General features: G+C 71.3%; 14 protein-coding genes. 5 read left to right on the top strand and 9 right to left on the bottom strand.

What is annotated here, in order from left to right:
• Window positions 1-1,002 (top strand): proline racemase family protein, encoded by a 1,002-nt coding sequence (locus ABT360_RS24825; protein ID WP_351820519.1) that lies wholly within the window; start codon window positions 1-3, stop codon window positions 1,000-1,002.
• A 39-nt stretch (window positions 1,003-1,041) separates the two neighbouring features.
• On the top strand, window positions 1,042-1,710 hold the full coding sequence (locus ABT360_RS24820) for a GntR family transcriptional regulator (RefSeq protein WP_351820517.1): 669 nt from the start codon (window positions 1,042-1,044) through the stop codon (window positions 1,708-1,710).
• 57 nt (window positions 1,711-1,767) lie between these two features.
• On the opposite strand, the gene ABT360_RS24815 is transcribed toward ABT360_RS24820, so the two are convergent.
• The 9 genes from ABT360_RS24815 to ABT360_RS24775 all read right to left on the bottom strand — a co-directional run bounded on the left by ABT360_RS24815 (window position 1,768) and on the right by ABT360_RS24775 (window position 9,454).
• On the bottom strand, window positions 1,768-2,664 hold the full coding sequence (locus tag ABT360_RS24815; RefSeq protein WP_351820514.1) for an alpha/beta hydrolase: 897 nt from the start codon (window positions 2,662-2,664) through the stop codon (window positions 1,768-1,770).
• Window positions 2,665-2,695: 31 nt separating this feature from the next.
• Complete coding sequence (locus ABT360_RS24810) at window positions 2,696-2,950, bottom strand: XapX domain-containing protein (protein ID WP_351820512.1); 255 nt, start codon at window positions 2,948-2,950, stop codon at window positions 2,696-2,698.
• A gap of 5 nt (window positions 2,951-2,955) precedes the next feature.
• Window positions 2,956-3,102, bottom strand: a complete 147-nt coding sequence (locus ABT360_RS24805) for a DUF1427 family protein (RefSeq protein ID WP_351820509.1) — start codon at window positions 3,100-3,102, stop codon at window positions 2,956-2,958.
• On the bottom strand, window positions 3,099-3,668 hold the full coding sequence (locus tag ABT360_RS24800; RefSeq protein ID WP_351820506.1) for a quercetin 2,3-dioxygenase: 570 nt from the start codon (window positions 3,666-3,668) through the stop codon (window positions 3,099-3,101). Before ABT360_RS24800 ends, ABT360_RS24805 begins: the two co-directional genes overlap by 4 nt.
• A gap of 69 nt (window positions 3,669-3,737) precedes the next feature.
• Window positions 3,738-4,007, bottom strand: a complete 270-nt coding sequence (locus tag ABT360_RS24795; RefSeq protein ID WP_351820503.1) for an alpha-amylase — start codon at window positions 4,005-4,007, stop codon at window positions 3,738-3,740.
• A gap of 332 nt (window positions 4,008-4,339) precedes the next feature.
• On the bottom strand, window positions 4,340-4,744 hold the full coding sequence (locus ABT360_RS24790) for a hypothetical protein (protein WP_351820500.1): 405 nt from the start codon (window positions 4,742-4,744) through the stop codon (window positions 4,340-4,342).
• 84 nt (window positions 4,745-4,828) lie between these two features.
• Window positions 4,829-4,960 carry a hypothetical protein gene (locus ABT360_RS24785; RefSeq protein ID WP_351820498.1) on the bottom strand — a complete coding sequence of 44 codons (132 nt, stop codon included), beginning with the start codon at window positions 4,958-4,960 and terminating at the stop codon, window positions 4,829-4,831.
• Window positions 4,961-5,162: 202 nt separating this feature from the next.
• Complete coding sequence (locus tag ABT360_RS24780; RefSeq protein ID WP_351820495.1) at window positions 5,163-9,035, bottom strand: caspase, EACC1-associated type; 3,873 nt, start codon at window positions 9,033-9,035, stop codon at window positions 5,163-5,165.
• Window positions 9,032-9,454: an effector-associated constant component EACC1 gene (locus tag ABT360_RS24775; RefSeq protein ID WP_351820492.1), complete on the bottom strand. Its 423-nt coding sequence runs from the start codon at window positions 9,452-9,454 to the stop codon at window positions 9,032-9,034. Before ABT360_RS24775 ends, ABT360_RS24780 begins: the two co-directional genes overlap by 4 nt.
• Before the next feature lie 506 nt (window positions 9,455-9,960).
• Between ABT360_RS24775 and trpS the strand changes: the two genes are divergently transcribed.
• The 3 genes from trpS (at window position 9,961) to ABT360_RS24760 (ending at window position 15,377) form a co-directional block, all read left to right on the top strand.
• Window positions 9,961-11,073 (top strand): tryptophan--tRNA ligase, encoded by a 1,113-nt coding sequence (gene trpS, locus ABT360_RS24770; protein WP_351820489.1) that lies wholly within the window; start codon window positions 9,961-9,963, stop codon window positions 11,071-11,073.
• A gap of 566 nt (window positions 11,074-11,639) precedes the next feature.
• The gene (locus ABT360_RS24765; RefSeq protein WP_351820487.1) at window positions 11,640-12,779 is read left to right on the top strand and encodes a hypothetical protein; all 1,140 of its coding nucleotides are present in this window, start codon (window positions 11,640-11,642) and stop codon (window positions 12,777-12,779) included.
• 594 nt (window positions 12,780-13,373) lie between these two features.
• Complete coding sequence (locus tag ABT360_RS24760) at window positions 13,374-15,377, top strand: N-6 DNA methylase (protein ID WP_351820485.1); 2,004 nt, start codon at window positions 13,374-13,376, stop codon at window positions 15,375-15,377.
• Window positions 15,378-15,386 lie beyond the last annotated feature (9 nt).

The raw sequence follows: 15,386 nt of genomic DNA, 5'->3' as shown, positions 1-15,386 counted from the left end.
ATGCGGACCCGACACGTCCACCACGCCGTCGACTCGCACACCGAAGGCATGCCGACCCGCGTCATCACCGGCGGGATCGGCACCGTCCCCGGCGCCACCATGGCGGAACGGCGCCGGTACTTCATCGACCACCTCGACCATGTCCGCACCCTGCTGATGTACGAGCCGCGTGGCCACGCCGCCATGAGCGGTGCCGTCCTGCAACCGCCGACCCGGCCCGACGCCGACTACGGCGTCCTGTTCATCGAGGTCTCCGGGCTGCTGCCGATGTGCGGCCACGGCACCATCGGCGTGGCGACCGTCCTGGTCGAGACCGGCATGGTGCCCGTCACCGAGCCGGTCACCACCGTCCGCCTCGACACCCCCGCCGGACTGGTCTCCGCGGACGTCCGGGTGGAGGACGGCGCCGCGACGTCCGTCACCCTCACCAACGTCCCCGCCTTCTGCGCCGCCCTCGACCGTACGGTCAAGGTGCCCGGACACGGCGAGGTCACCTATGACCTCGCCTACGGCGGGAACTTCTACGCCTTCGTCGAACTGGACGCTCTCGGACTCCCTTTCGACCGCGCCCGCAAGGACGACCTCCTCGCCGCCGGGCTCGCCGTCATGGACGCCATCAACGCCACCGAGCGCCCCGTCCACCCCGAGGACCCGTCCATCGGCGGCGTCAAACACGTCTACCTCACCGCCCCCGGCTCCGACGCCACCCACTCCCGGCACGCCATGGCCATCCACCCGGGGTGGTTCGACCGCTCACCGTGCGGCACCGGCACCTCCGCCCGGATGGCCCAGCTCCATGCGCGCGGTGAACTGCCGATCGGGCGCGACTTCGTCAACGAGTCGTTCATCGGTACGAGGTTCACGGGGCGGCTCACCGGCGAGACGACGGTCGGCGGCCTGCCCGCCGTCGTACCCACCATCACCGGCCGTGCCTGGATCACCGGCACCGCCCAGTACTTCCTGGACCCGGACGACCCCTTCCCCGCGGGCTTCCTCCTCTGATCCCCTACGACCACCGAAACGACTCCCGGAGGCAGCGCCATGGCCGGCCAGCACCTGAAGAACCTCATCACCAGCCGGGAACGCCTCCGCGACCAGGTGGCGCACGCCCTGCGCGCCGCCCTGATCGCCGGTGAGCTGCACCCCGGCACGGTCTACTCCGCCCCGGCCCTCGCCGCCGACTTCGGCATCTCCGCCACGCCCGTGCGCGAGGCGATGCTCGACCTGGCGGGCGAGGGCCTGGTCGAGCCCGTACGCAACAAGGGCTTCCGGATCACCGAGGTCAGCGAGCGCGACCTCGACCAGTACACCGAACTGCGCGCACTGATCGAAGTGCCGACCATCGGTGCCATCACCCGCTCCGCCGACCGCCGGGCACTGGAGGAGCTCCGTCCGCTCGCCGAGGAGATCGTCACCAGCGCCCGCGACCACGACCTCATCGGGTACCTGGACGCGGACCGGCGCTTCCACCTCTCCCTGCTCGCCCTCTCCGGCAACGAGCGCCTGGTCGAAACGGTCGGTGACCTCCGCAAGCGCGCCCGTCTCTACGGCCTGACGGCGCTCGCCGAACGCGGCCTCCTGGTCGCCTCCGCCCAGGAGCACCACGAGCTGCTCGACGCGATGCTCGCCGGTGACGCACCGGCGGCCGAGGCCTGCATGGCCCGGCACGTGGGGCACGTGCGGACGCTGTGGGCTCAGCCGAGCGACTGAGCCACCCGGAAAAGCGGTCGCGCTCTGACACCCTGGCGGTGTCACGGTGTCACGGTGTCACGGTGTCGCGGTGCGGGCGTGGGCGAACTCCACCGAGGTGGCGAAGCACCGCTCGACGTCCGCGTCCGGCAGCCCCGCCCACCCGTGGTCGGCGCCCGGGACGGGCCGGAAGTCGACCTGGACGCCCGCCTCGCGCAGCGCGGCGGCGAACTGCTCGCCCTGGGCGAGGGGGATGAGCGCGTCGTCGGTGCCGTGGAGAACCAGGAACGGTGGCGCGCCGGCCGTGACGTGGGCGACCGGACTGGCCGCGCGGGCGAGCTCGGGCGCCTCGGCGACCGGCGCCCCGATCAGCAGGGCCTCGCGGGTGGTGGCGTCGGCGGCGTCGTAGGTACCGGGCCGGGACTGGGCGGGCAGGCTGGTCAGGTCCATGGGCCCGTACCAGGCGACGCAGCCGCTCACCGGGGAGGTGAGGGCGAGCAGCGAGGCGAGGTGGGCGCCGGCGGACTCGCCCCAGGCGACGGTCCGGCCGGTGTCCAGGCCGAGTTCGCCGGCCCGGGCGGTCAGCCAGGACAGGGCCGCGGTGACGTCCTCCAACTGGGCGGGGTAGACGGCTTCGCCACTGAGCCGGTAGTCCACGGCGGCGACGGCGAACCCGGCCCGCGCCAGGCGGGCGAAGGGGCCGGGCCGCCAGTGGCGGAAGGCCGGCCCCAGCTCGGTGCGCGTGCCCGCGCGCCAGCCGCCGCCGTGGACGTACACAATGACCGGCAGCGGGCCGCCCCGCGGTTCGTCGGGCGACCACAGGTCGAGTTCCAGGGGGCGGAGGCCCGCACGGTAGGCGTACGGGACGCCGCGGAGCAGCTGAACACCCGGCTCGGGGTGGGCGGCGGGCGGCAGCGGCAGCAGCGTGGGGGCGGGCGGGGCGAGGAACGCGGCAAGGTCGGGCGTCGCCGGCATGGGGGCTCCCTCGGGTTGAATGTGACGTGCGTCAGGTGGCGCCGTCGGCGCGGGGCTTCGGGTGTCCTGGCGGGCGGCCTTCGCCGGGCCCGCGGGCCGGCCGGGCGCCCAGGAGTGCGGCGGCGCGCTCGCCGAGGCCGACGCCCAGCAGCCCGGTGAGGCCCAGCAGGGTCGGTGCGGGCGCGGTGAGCCCCAGGGCCCAGCACACCGCGCCCATCGCCAGCCCCGCCGCGAACGAGACCGTGGCCCGGCGCGCGAACCCCACCAGGCGGCGGCGCCGTGCCACGGCCGTCACAGCGCCCGCAGGGCGGCCTGCCCGGCGACCATGCCGAGCAGGCCGAACAGGGCGACGGGCGGGGGCGCGGGGGCCTTCACCCGCAGCACCGCGTACAGGACACCGACCAGCACCCCGGTCAGCAGCATGTGCACGTACGTCACCGGGGCCGGCTCCCGGTGCGCCACTGGTGGTCGGGCAGGAACTGCACGTCGTACCGCTGCGGCACGGTGCCGAACTTGTGCGGCTCCGGCACGTACGGCTCCCGCGGCAGGCCGAGTTCGTCGGTCGGGACGCCGAGGTTCTCGAAGAACCGCTCGAAGGTCCCGCCCGGCCCGGCGGCCACTCCGACGACCCGGCTGTGGTGGCGCTCGATGCGGTACGCGTGCGGGCAGTTCTTCGGTACGAAGCCGAAGTCGCCGACGGTCAGCACCTTCTCGAACTGCTCGCCCTCCAGGTCCTCCACGAACAGCCGCACCGCGCCGTCGGTGATGTAGAAGACCTCGTAGGTGTCGGAGTGGAGGTGCGCGGGGATGACGTCGCCCTTGGGGCCCTCGACGGTGAAGAAGTTGAAGCCGTTCTCGGTCTGCTCGCCGCCCGCGTAGACGGTGACGAGGTCGCCGAAGAGGTGTGCCCGGTCCCCCATGCCCTTCTCGATGACGTACGGCTTGCCGGGCTCGGCGGGTATCTGTGACTGCGGTCGATGGCGACGCGCGAACTCCATGGTCATGGGAACCCTCCGGGCACGAGACGGCAACGTACGTATGTCAGGTTACCTGACATACGCCGTCGCGGGTACTCACGGAGCGGTGGCGGGGCACAGGGCGACGCCCAGGACGGCGTTGTCGCCGGTGCCGTACCCCGGGAAGGTCACCGTGTCGCCGGGGCTCGCCGTGCGGCACGGGACGGTGCTGCCGTCGCGGTACTCGACGGTGACCCGCTGGCTCGAGTCGCAGGTGTTGGTGACGAACGTGTAGCGCCAGCTCGTCGAGTGCTGAACACATGACGGCGCCGCTGCCCCCGTGGTGGCCGCCCCCGCCGGGGCCGCCTGGAGAAGGCATGCGGCCATGGTGGTCAGGCCGACCGCGGTAACGCGGATAGTTGAACGAAAAAACGGACGCATCGTGCATGATCCCTTCACTTCTCGAACACTGCGCGTGTGAGCGTAGGGAAGGGTCGGCGGTCACCCGAGCGGATTCGGCCACCGCCGGGCATGACGCGGATGTTTCCCCGGTGCCCGCTGCCTGGTGCTGAGCCGCCGGTTGTATGCAGTGGGAGGGACGGTTGATGAGCCGGCGCGGGAGCTCTGCCGCTGGAAGAAGGGCACACCGCGCCACGAAACGCCGATGTGCGCGGCAGTGGCCCCGGGAACGCTCGGAAATCGCCGTCGGCGGTGGCGCCTCAGCGGCCTTGCAGGGCCCGGTGGGCACCGTACGCTTCGATGAAGCTCTGAACCGTCTGCACGTCGTCCGCGAAGGACGCGGACCGCCACTTGGCGTTGCGGCCGTCGCGGTAGGTGAGGTCGACCCACACGGAAAGACTCACCAGGGAGCTGTCGGAGAAGCTCTGTCCGGACACGCGTAGCGTTATTCGGGCCAGATCGTGGAAGTCGACGACCGTCAGCGGCTTGCCATCGCTCGTGTATTCAACGGCACCGTCGGGCGTGATGACGAGCAGCGGGTCCGGATCGTCCGATGTCCCGCGCAGGAAGCCGGAGAGTTTCCCTCGCTTCTTCGTGAACACCCGCCAATGCACCGGTACGGGGCCTTGGCGCGCCTGCCAGAGGATCGTGCGCGGATCCGTCATGCCACCTCCGGTGGGAACCGGTCGTGCAGGGCCAGGAAGAATTTTCCGTCCCCCGGTGGACGCATGCCACTCCAGCGCCTGTCGTCAGGCCATCGCGCGCCCTGCGGCGACGACCAGCTCGTCGGTCGCCTCGATGGCGGCCTCGCGGCGGGCGGCCAGAGCGGCGGTGACGCCGGCTGCCTCGGCAGCCCTCCGGCGTCGGGTCGGGTCCATCATGCGCCGCCCCGCTGGTGGACTCCCTTGTCCCCGACCAACCCACGGCAGCCACAACCTCGCGCCCACAGGGGGGCGTTCGGCCCGGAGGGGCAACGTGCCGCCGCACCCCCTGCCGGCCGGCACCTGCCGTGCGTCGCCCGCGCCCTGCGTACGTGCCCCGGCACTCGGGCACGCATGCGGCTTCCCCTCCGTACCGATGCCGTCAGACGAAGAGCGGGTCCAGCACGGCCTCCCCGGTCACGACCCGCCAGGCCGGCACCCGAACCGTGCGAGCCACCGGCCCCGGCTTCGCGCCCCGGCCGCCGGACGGCTGTCCTGTCAGCAGATCACCGCGGGCGTTCGTGAGCCGAAGGTGCCGGCCGGCGTCCCGGCCGTGTTCGGGGCCGGGATCGATGAGCACCACCGTGTTGGCTCCGTCCGCCGTGAACAACAGGTCGACGGTGTACCCGCCGACGACCGCGTCCCGCTCCACGTCGGTGATGCCGCGGGAGCCCAGGTACGCCTGGAGCCGATCGGCCAGCTCCTCGCGGAGCCCGGTCGCCGCCCGCGGCCCGAGGGGCGCGCCCCGGTCGGCGGACGGTCCGGCGCCCAGCACCGCCGACCGCTCGGCGAGCAGCGCGGGGAGCCCCGCCCGGCCCTGCCAGAACCCGTGGCTCCCCACCGTCACCAGCTGCGATTTCGCCCGCGTGACGGCGACGTTCCACAAGTTGACCTGGCTCGCCACCCAGTGCGTCGTCCTCGGCGGGGTGTTGCCGGTCGCCACCGGGCTCAGGACCATGATGTCGCGCTGCCCGCCCTGGAAGGCATGGACGGTACCGACTCGCACCCGGTCGTTCCCGGCCCACACCCGGGCCAGCGCGTCCTTCTGCGCGCGGAAGGGTGTCACCACCCCGATCGTCGCGTCCTCGGGCGTCCGTGCCAGCAGCTCGTCCACCGTCCGGCGCACCTGGTCCGCCTCGGCCCGGTTGCGCCAGGACCTGCCGTCGGCACCCTGCGCGGACTCGCCGTACGGCACGTCCACCCAGCCGAGCACCGGAGCCGGATCGGACGCCCCCGCCGGGTCGACCGGCGGGACCTGCCGCCGGACATCGGTGAGGACCTCCAACTGCCCCGCGTAGCAATAACCGTTGACCACCTCCGCGATCCGGGGATGGCACCGGTAGTGCTCGTCGAGCAGCAGTGCCGCCTCACCGTGCTGCGCCGCCGCGTGGTACGCCGCGTACACGTGGTAGGCCAGCCGGTGGTCCTCCAGCTGAGCGGCGCTCAGTCCCGCCCGCACCCGGGCCTGCCGCTCTTGCTCGGCGCTGATCCCCGGGATGTGTCCGAGCTGCATGGGGTCGCCGATGACCAGCGCCCGTTTCGCCCGGAACAGCAGCGGCAGCACCGACGGGATCGAGCACTGGCTCGCCTCGTCGATCACGACCAGGTCGAAGAGCTTCGGGACGAGTTCGAGCTGTCGCACCGAGTGCGTGCTGATGGCCCATCCCTTGAGGTGAGCCATCAGGTTGCGCTGGCTCTTCTGGAAACCGGACCTCCGGCGCAGTGCCTGGAGCCGCTGGTTCATCAGCGAACGCCCCCGCACCAGTGCCTCGGCGGCGGCCGCACGGGCCAGTTCGCCCGACACCCGGGACAGCGCTTCGGCGCTCTCCAGCCGTGCTCGCCGGAGCGCCTCCTCGTCCCAGGCGAGGTGCCCGGGGACGAGCTCCCGCACGTCCCTCTCCACCGCCACCGCATCCGCCAGCCCGAACAGCAGCTCGGGCGGGGCCGGACGCTCCGTCGCCCAGGCGGGCCAGGCAGCGGTCTCCCGGGCGGTGGCCGAGGCGACGAGGGCGGCGAGGGCCCGTCCGCGGCGCCACCGTCCGAGCGTGAACGACCCGGCCCGGGCCGCCCTGCGGGCCCGGTCCTCCCAGCGGGTGAGTGCGGACGCCTCCCGCCCCGCCCACACCGCTTCCAGCAGCTCCACGGGCAGCCCGACTCCGTCCGCCCGCCGGGAGCGTTCCCGTACGAGCTCCAGCAGCCGCGTCTCCTCGCCGACCCGTCGTGCCGCCTCCGCCCGCAGCGCGGCCGCTTGTGCGTGCCGGTTGCGGAGTTCACCGGCCACGGTCGCCGCACCGCGGTCCGGGGCCGCGGCGGGCTCCGCCAGCAGGCCGGCCAGCTTCTCGGCCTCCCGCTCCCGCGCCTCCACGTTCCCGGTCCGCATGAGCAGGCCGGGCGAGATCTCGTCGCAGCGCTCGGCCACCACGTCGACGGCCTCGTTGTTCGTGGACGCCACCAGGACGGACTGCCCGGCGGCGACGGCGGTCGCGACCACGGCCGTCACGACCTCGCTCTTGCCGGTACCCGGCGGTCCGGTGGCGACGGTGAGCGGACGGGTCATCGCCGACACGATCACCTGCTCCTGGCTCTCGTTGCACGGCCCCGGCGCGACCACCACCGGCACGTCACGGCCCGACTCGCCGCGATCACCACCCCCGGTCAGAAGGGCGTCGAGCGCGGTGCCGGTGATCTGCCCGGTACGGGTCGACATCTGGAGCAGGTTGTCCACCAGGCCCTCGGCGGCCACCCGCTCCATGCCCGACGGGGCGAGCAGCACGGCGGCGTTGTGCGCGCCGAGCCGCAGCGACTCCATCGCGGACCGCTCGCTGAGCGACGAGAGGTCGAGGGGTTCCAGCTCCGGCACACCGAGTTCCGTCAGGAGTTCCCGTACCGCCTTGACCATCTGCGTGCTGTTGCCCTCCTGCCAGCTCGGCTGCCAGCGGCCCAGCAGCTCGGCGGCCTCGTCGTCGGACAGCAGCTCCGTGACCACGCCGGTGTGCAGGGAGGGAACGCCGCTCGGGCGCAGCAGGTCCCGGCCGTTCTCGTCCGGGCCCAGCTCCATGGGCTGGACCAGCAGCGGCGCGATCCGCACCGCGGCCCGTCGGCGCCCGCCGCCACCCCGCTCGGGGAGGGTGATCGCGGGATATCCGTACCAGTACTCCTGAAGACCCGCCCCGTCGGCCTGGGCGCCCTTGTTCTGGGCCTTCGGCAGCTGTGTGGGGGCGGGCAAGGCGTGGCCGAGTCCGGACTGGATCGTCTCCGCCCCCTGGCCGAGCAGGAAATAGGCGGACCCGCGCCCGCTGCCGCGGTCCGGACGCATGCCGGACGCCGCCTGGGCACCCAGGCAGTGCGCGTAGTAGCGCAGCAGCCGCTGCCAGTCGACGCCGTCGTGGGCGTCCAGCCCCGCAAGCTCCCGGGCCTTCAGCAGCGCGGGGGAGGGCCGGGCCGACAGGGCCGACGCGTCCCGTGGTGCATCGGGAAGGCGCACGGGGCGGGCCACCGAGCGGGCGAAGGGCAGCGAGTGCGTGGCCCGGATCGTGGACTTCGTCGGCCGCTGCTCCTCCGGGACGCCCTTACGCACCATCTGCGCGGTCAGGTATGCGAAGAGATCGTCCGGGGTGATCCAGCCGCCCTCCTTGATACGCCCGGTGCGCAGCCCCTCCACGATCTCGCCGGTGAACCGGGAGGTGCCGAGGGAGGAACCGTCCGGTGCCATCGCCGACGCCTCCTGGAGGGCGTCGGAGGCGGTGATGAAGTACACGCCGGTCGGTCGCAGCAGCGTGCTGGGCGCGGGCCGCCCGCCGCTGGCCGGGCCGCCCTTGGCCGTCCACCCCTGGACGACGGATCCGCTGGAGCAGCAGTCCAGCAGCACCAGCTTGGACGCGGCCCGGCAGGACTGGAGCATGCGCTCCAGGAACTCGGCCGGCACGGCGGTCCCGGGCAGATCGTCCGGGTCGGCGTCCCTGGTGAGGAAGTACAGCTGCCCGTCGGCCTCGCAGAACTCCCCGTGCCCGCTGAAGTAGAGCAGCGCCGTCTCGCTGGGCTGCCGCTCCTCCAGGAACTCCTCGATGGCGTGGAGCATTTCGGCGCGGGTCGGCTCGGCGACCATCGCGCAGTCGTTGTACATGCCGATCTCGGTGCTCTCCAGCACTGCCCGCATGTAGTGCAGGTCGGCCCGGACGGGCGGGAGGTCGTGGTAGTGCTCGCTGTCGTACGTGGATACGCCGATGAGCATGGCGTACCGGTCGTTGTCACTCACTCCGCGTCCGGTCCCGCCTCGCCGTCCCCTTCGGTGCCGTCCGGGGCCGGGTCGCCGGCGAGGAACCGGTCGATCAGCCCGTCGTCGGCACGGGCCTGCTTGCCGGACACGCGCAGCGTCGCCCCGTCGGCCCGAGTGACGACGATGGTCCGCTGCGGTACCCGGGCCAGCCAGACCTGGACGGCGGCGGCGACGAGTGAACCTCCGCTGAAAACCAGGCCGATGACGTCGGCGACCGGCCCGCCCTTCGCACTGCCGTCGCCCGTCCTCGGGCGCGGGGCGTCGAGAGCGGCCGTGCGGTCGGCCTCGCTCAGGGCGGCGAGCAACTCGCGGGCATCACGGCGGGCGCGGAGCGGGTCCTCGTCGACGACGGTGATGCGGTGGCCTGCGTCGGCCGGGCCGGTGTGGATGGTGCTCACAGGACTTCGTCCCCCTTACTTCCCCGTGCGGCGGACACACGGACCGGCGAGCGTAACGAACGCCTCCGACAGCAGGCTGCTCGATTGCCGAAAACCCGCTGGTCATTGGCGTGAAACAGCCGACTCCGCCCCACCGTCGCACCGGACGCCCCGGCGCGTGGGCGCGACCACCCACCGGCTCGCCGTCCGTGCCGGACGCAGTCGAGCCGGGGCGCTCCCTGGCCCCACCGGGCCCGGTTGCCGGCGGATGGGCAGGTGTCCCGCAGTTCGGAGTGACTGGGTGACAAGGCGCCGGCGCGGCGCCGTCCGGCAATGTCGCCAGGGTCCAGGCGGCGGACATTATGATGGGCTCATGCATCTTTCTTCATGTCTGAGCTGGTGGCGCTCCTCGTAGGAGCGGCCGCATCTCATGCATGACCGGGCCGTTCGGATGGACGGCCCGTTCGTGTCCCCTGGACCAGGGCTCGCGCCCTCCTGACGGCGAGCCGACGCACCAGGGAGACCCTGTGAACACCACTTCTCCGACCGTGGCCCCCGACGCCTTCGCCCCAGCTCCTCTTGCCGACACGCTCGGGACGTCTGCCGCGCAGACCCGCAGTGCGGCGCTGGAAGAGCAGATCCTCAAGGACCCCGGACGATTCCGTGTGCTGACGGGCGACCGCCCCACCGGCCGCCTGCACCTGGGGCACTACTTCGGAACGCTGCACAACCGAGTACGTCTCCAGGACCTCGGTGTGGAGATGTTCGTGGTCATCGCGGACTACCAGGTCCTGACCGACCGCGATGTGGCGGACAACCCGGCCGGACACGTCGAGGACCTGGTACTGGACTACCTTGCCATCGGGGTGGACCCGGCACGCAGCACGATCTTCACGCACAGCGCCGTCCCCGCGCTCAACCAGCTGATGCTGCCCTTCCTCAGCCTCGTCTCCGTCGCGGAGCTCAACCGCAACCCCACGGTCAAGGACGAGATCACCCACTCGCGTCAGTCCGCCGTCAGCGGCCTGATGTTCACCTACCCCGTCCACCAGGCCGCCGACATTCTCTTCTGCAAGGCCACTCTGGTCCCGGTCGGCCAGGACCAGCTCCCCCACCTCGAGGTCACCCGCACCATCGCCCGCCGCTTCAACGACCGCTACGGGAACGGCACCGCCGTGTTCCCGCAGCCCGACGCCCTGCTGTCGAGCGCTCCGCTCCTGCTCGGGACGGACGGCACGAAGATGAGCAAGAGCCGGGGCAACGCCATCGCCCTGGCGGCCGACGCCGACGAGACCGCCCGACTGATCAAGGGTGCCAAGACCGATGCCGGGCGCCACATCACCTACGACCCGGCCACGCGCCCCGAGGTCTCCTCCCTCCTCCTGCTGGCAGCCCTCTGCCAGAACCGGACCCCCGAGCAGGTGGCCGAGGGCATCGGCTCGGCGGGAGCCGCGGCGCTGAAGAAGACCGTGACCGAGTCGGTCAACGAGTACCTGGCCCCGATCAGGGCGCGCCGGACCGAGTACGCGCAGGACCGCACCTACCTGCGCCAGACGCTCCACGATGGCAACGAGCGCGCCAGGGCCGTGGGCGATGGCACCCTTGCCGAGGTACGTGCCGCCATGAACAGCCATGACTGACGCACCCCGGCCCGGTGAGACACCGCCGTCCTGCCGTCTGCTGGTTGATGGCGGCCAGGTCTCCGTGCGCCATGCCTGGGACGGCAGGGAGCAGCGCGCGGCGTACCTGAGCGGCCCCGGTTCCCAGGTCCGGCAGGGCCGGTGCGGGCACCCCGTGCAAGGTCGCGGCGAGGAGGCGGACGGCTGCGTCCGGCGCGTATGCCCGGCCGGCGGCCGGCATACACGCCGGCCGCCGTACCGAACAGCGCCTCGCCGGAGGGCTCTGGGCCGGCGGACGGTCAATCAGATGTCGCGGAAGAGATCAGGGAATGCGGTGACCTGCCCCGATGAATGGCTGATGGTCGCTGACCTGCGCGAATGGCCTTTCGGCTGTTTCACGCTCGTGCCGCTTGATGGGGCCGGAAGTCCCAGAAAAGTCCCAGAGGACTCCCACTGCTGACGGGTGTCTTTCGGCTCTATACGGCAGTACGGGCTCGTCGAACGGCCTCGATTCCAGCGAGGGCGGTGGAGCCTAGATGCCGAGTGACTGGCGCTCGGCCGATGCCTTGCGGGATGGTGGGGTCCTGATGATCGACGACTCTGCGGTCGCTGGTGGCAGTGAGCCGGCAGTGCCCGCCAACCCTCGGACGCCCTACAGCGAGAGGCCCGTCGCGCGGGCCCGGCGGGCGAAGGCTCAAGAGCTGATCGAGCGGCTCGTCGCCGAGGGCCGCGTTCGGATCACCGACCCTGATGACGACGAAGTCGCGGAGTGGCGGCGCGTCGTCAACTACGCGAAACGGCACGGCCTGGAACCAGCGGGCAAGCGCATTGAGAAGGTTCCGTACGGTGGGCCGGGGCTGGAGCTGTTCCTTGCGGATGGCCCGCATCCCAATGCGCGGAGTCAACGGCCGAAGGCGGGCGGGGATCCGGTTCCCGCTCCCTCACGACTGGGGAACCTCCATCCGATCGTGACCGCGCTCAAAGACGACGAGCGTCGACTCGTCATGCCGTCTGCGCTGCGCCGTAGGTCGCTCCTGCTGTTGCAGGGACTGGCGGCTGAGGCGGTCCGGCGAGGGTACGAGGTGCGGAAGGCCGGGTCGTCCTTCTACCCGCGCGAGGGCGGAGTGGACGTCGCTGTCGACGGCTTCGCCTATACCGTCACCGTGAGACAGGAGTTCCCGGAGTCCACAGATCCGGAGCGTTCCGTTCGTCTTGTCGTGGAGCTGGCCCATGGCCTGACCGGTCGGCCCGGTCGCTGGCGGGATCGGAAGACCCGGACGCTCGAGGAAGCCTTGGGCGTGATCCTTGGAGAGATCGAGGCGCGGGCGGTAGAGGACGCTCGGCGTAGGCAGGAGGAGCAGCAGGCCCACGTAGCACGCGAACTTCGTTGGCAAGCGGGCATGGATGTGGCGAAGGAACAAGCTGTCCGTGAACAGCTTGCCCAGGCGCTGTGTGAAGAGGCTGCGCGCTGGCAGGAGGCCGCTGCCCTCAGTGCGTACTGCAATGCATTGGAACGTCGCATCGGCGAGTTGAACGGTGTTGCGGACGAGTCGGCTCTGGACTCAGCTCGACTGTGGCTGGAGTGGGCAAGGGAGTACGTGAGGTCAATCGACCCCTTGACTCCGCTTCCAGGACTGCCGCACACCCATGAGCCCACGCGTGAGGAACTCAAGCCATTTCTCAGGGGTTGGAGTCCCGATGGACCGGAGCGTCTAGGCGGACGGTGACGCCCGCGTGAGCAGCGGGCCGACGTGTTGCCGATGACGCATCATGTGCAGTGAGTGGCGACTCTTGAACGGGCGGCTAAGGGGACCGCGATGATGTTCTCGAAGGCCGTGACGATGATTGAGGCGAAGCTGTCCACGGGGCTGTCCCCGGTGGCCTCGACGATAGGGTCGGCCAGCGGGCGCTGCTGCCGGGCCCCGCTCATCCAGCCGAAGCCGAGGACCTGGTCATGCCTTCGGCACGCTCAACGTACGCACGGCCGGAACGAACCGCACGAGGGTTCCGTGGGCCCCCGGAGCGCCACGGCACGAGCAGCTTGGTGGGGGAGTAGCCGGGGACCCACGCACTGAGCTGTCCAGGCGGAGAGCCCGCCGAATCCAGGCACTGCCCTTCCGCTGTGGCATCTGCTTTGGAGCGGGCATGGCGTCGGGAATGACAGCGGTGCGTGCGCCTCGCTGCTGGGCACGGCTCTCGTGCACCCTGAGCCTGAGTACATTGACAGAGTCAACGCGTAGGCTTCGCTCGCCGGCTGCACCGTGCCTCGGGTGCATCGTTGCCTGCCATATCCAGCTAAACCATCCCTGAAACGAGAGACCATGGAGCAGCACGATGAACCGGTCACGCTCAGCCTTGCAGGGATCGCGCGGCTTGCCGGAGTCGGTCGTGCCGCCGTGAGCAACTGGAGGCGGCGGCACAGCGACTTCCCGAAGCCGGTCGGCGGCACTGACGCCAGCCCCATGTTCTCCCTGGCGGATGCGGAGTCCTGGCTTCTACGACACGGCAAGATCGACGAGTCCTCCAGTGGCTGGGACCGTCTCTGGCCGCGGATCGAGGACCTCGGCGACCGGGACGGGATGGCTCATCTACTGGCCTCAGCGGGGGAGCGCCTGGCGATCCCGGCGATGAACCCGCCGCGTGGAGCCCCGGAACCCAGTGCTGTCGACCGGAAGCTGGCGGACGAGGTCGTGCGGCTGGCCCTTCGTCAGTCGTCGAAGGAAGCCTTCGCCGTGCTGCTGGATCGTTGGCACGCTGTCCACGTACGTCAGTTGATCGTCACTCCCCGCCAACTGGCCGACACCATGGTGGCTCTGGCGGCCGAACTCCGTGACGGCAGTGCGCCGGTGCGCCGGGTGCTGGACCCTGCGTGCGGAATGGGTTCGCTCCTGGCTGCGTCCGGTCGGCGATGGTCGGGGCAGGTACCTTCGCCTGCGCTGGCAGGTGTCGACAATGATGCTGCTGTGGCTCGCCTGACCCGAGCCAGGCTGGCTCTGGAGTTCCCGGGCTGTGAGCGACACGTGCAGTCTGGGGACACACTGCTTGATGCCCCCCTGTGGCACGCCTCCCGCGCAGACGTGGTTCTGAGCTATCCACCGTCTAACGAGCGTTCCTGGGGGCACGACGAACTGGCGACCGATCCTCGCTGGACGTATGGCACGCCACCACGGACCGAGCCTGAGCTGGCGTGGGTGCAGCACTGTCTGTCCGTGCTGGAACCTGGGGGAGTCGCAGTGCTGGTTCTACCGCCGGGTGTCGCTTCGCGGCGGGCCGGACGGCGAATTCGGGCGGGGTTGGTGCGCACCGGAGCCGTGCGAGCCGTAGTCGCGCTGCCGCCCGGGAGCGCGCCGCCGCATGGGGTGGGATTGCATCTGTGGCTGTTGGCGACGCCCCGTGAACACCCCGCGCACGAGGTGATCTTCGTCGACGCTGCGGACTGCCGGACGACCGCGCTCACCGGTCGTGGCATGGCCGTCGACTGGGACGGTCTGCGTGAGCGCACCGTGGCGGCCCTGCGTGGCAGTGACCTACCTGGCGTCTCGCGGGTGCCGACCGCGGAACTGCTCAGTGACAGGACCGACCTGACGCCCTCTCGCCGTACCGTGACCGACCGGTCCTTGGGGCCGGTGGAACTGCGCCGCGCCTGGACCGGCTGGGACAGGGCGCTGATGGACGTGGACGATGCGGCCAAGGCCGTTCGCGAGCACGAGGCGAGCGCTGCAGTGCCGGACGACTTCGGCTACATCTTCGTGGGTGATCTGGAGCGTTCCGGTGCTCTGGACGTGACGCCCGGCAAGGTTCTCGCTGACGATCTGATTCAGCAGGGAGCGCAGGCCGAGGATGCTCTGCGCGTCGTCACCCCATGGGCCGTACGGGGTGAGGAGCCATGGGTTGCCGCGGCGCAGGCCGCCGAGTTGGAGGCTGAGGGGCAGGGGGTTCTGACGTCCTTCGGCGATGTCGTGGTCGTGACCGCGGCCAGCGGATTCGACGTCTGGGTCGAGACGGCCGGACCGCGACTGCTCGGTGCCCATACCGTCCGGCTGCGGACCGACCCTGCACTGCTTGACCCGTTCTTCCTCGCCGCGTGTCTGAGCGCGCCAGGTAACGACCAGCGGGCAGGGACGCGTGCCTCCTCTTCCTCTCGGGTCGACGTACGCCGACTGCGCGTCCTGCGCGCGCCGGCGACGCAGCAGCGGCGGATCGGTGAGGTCCACCGCCGACTCGTACGGTTCCGGGAGGCGGTGGCCGACCTGGGCAGGCACGGTGATGTGCTCTCCGCCATGTTGTCGGAGCTGCTGGCCCAGGGCAGGCTGACGGAGAAGTGAGGGGCGGGG

It is taken from the genome of Streptomyces sp. NPDC000229 (assembly GCF_040300825.1).
Classification (GTDB): Bacteria; Actinomycetota; Actinomycetes; order Streptomycetales; family Streptomycetaceae; genus Streptomyces.
The sequence above is the reverse complement of the archived record's forward strand: the minus strand, read 5'-3'. Positions and strand labels throughout refer to the sequence as shown.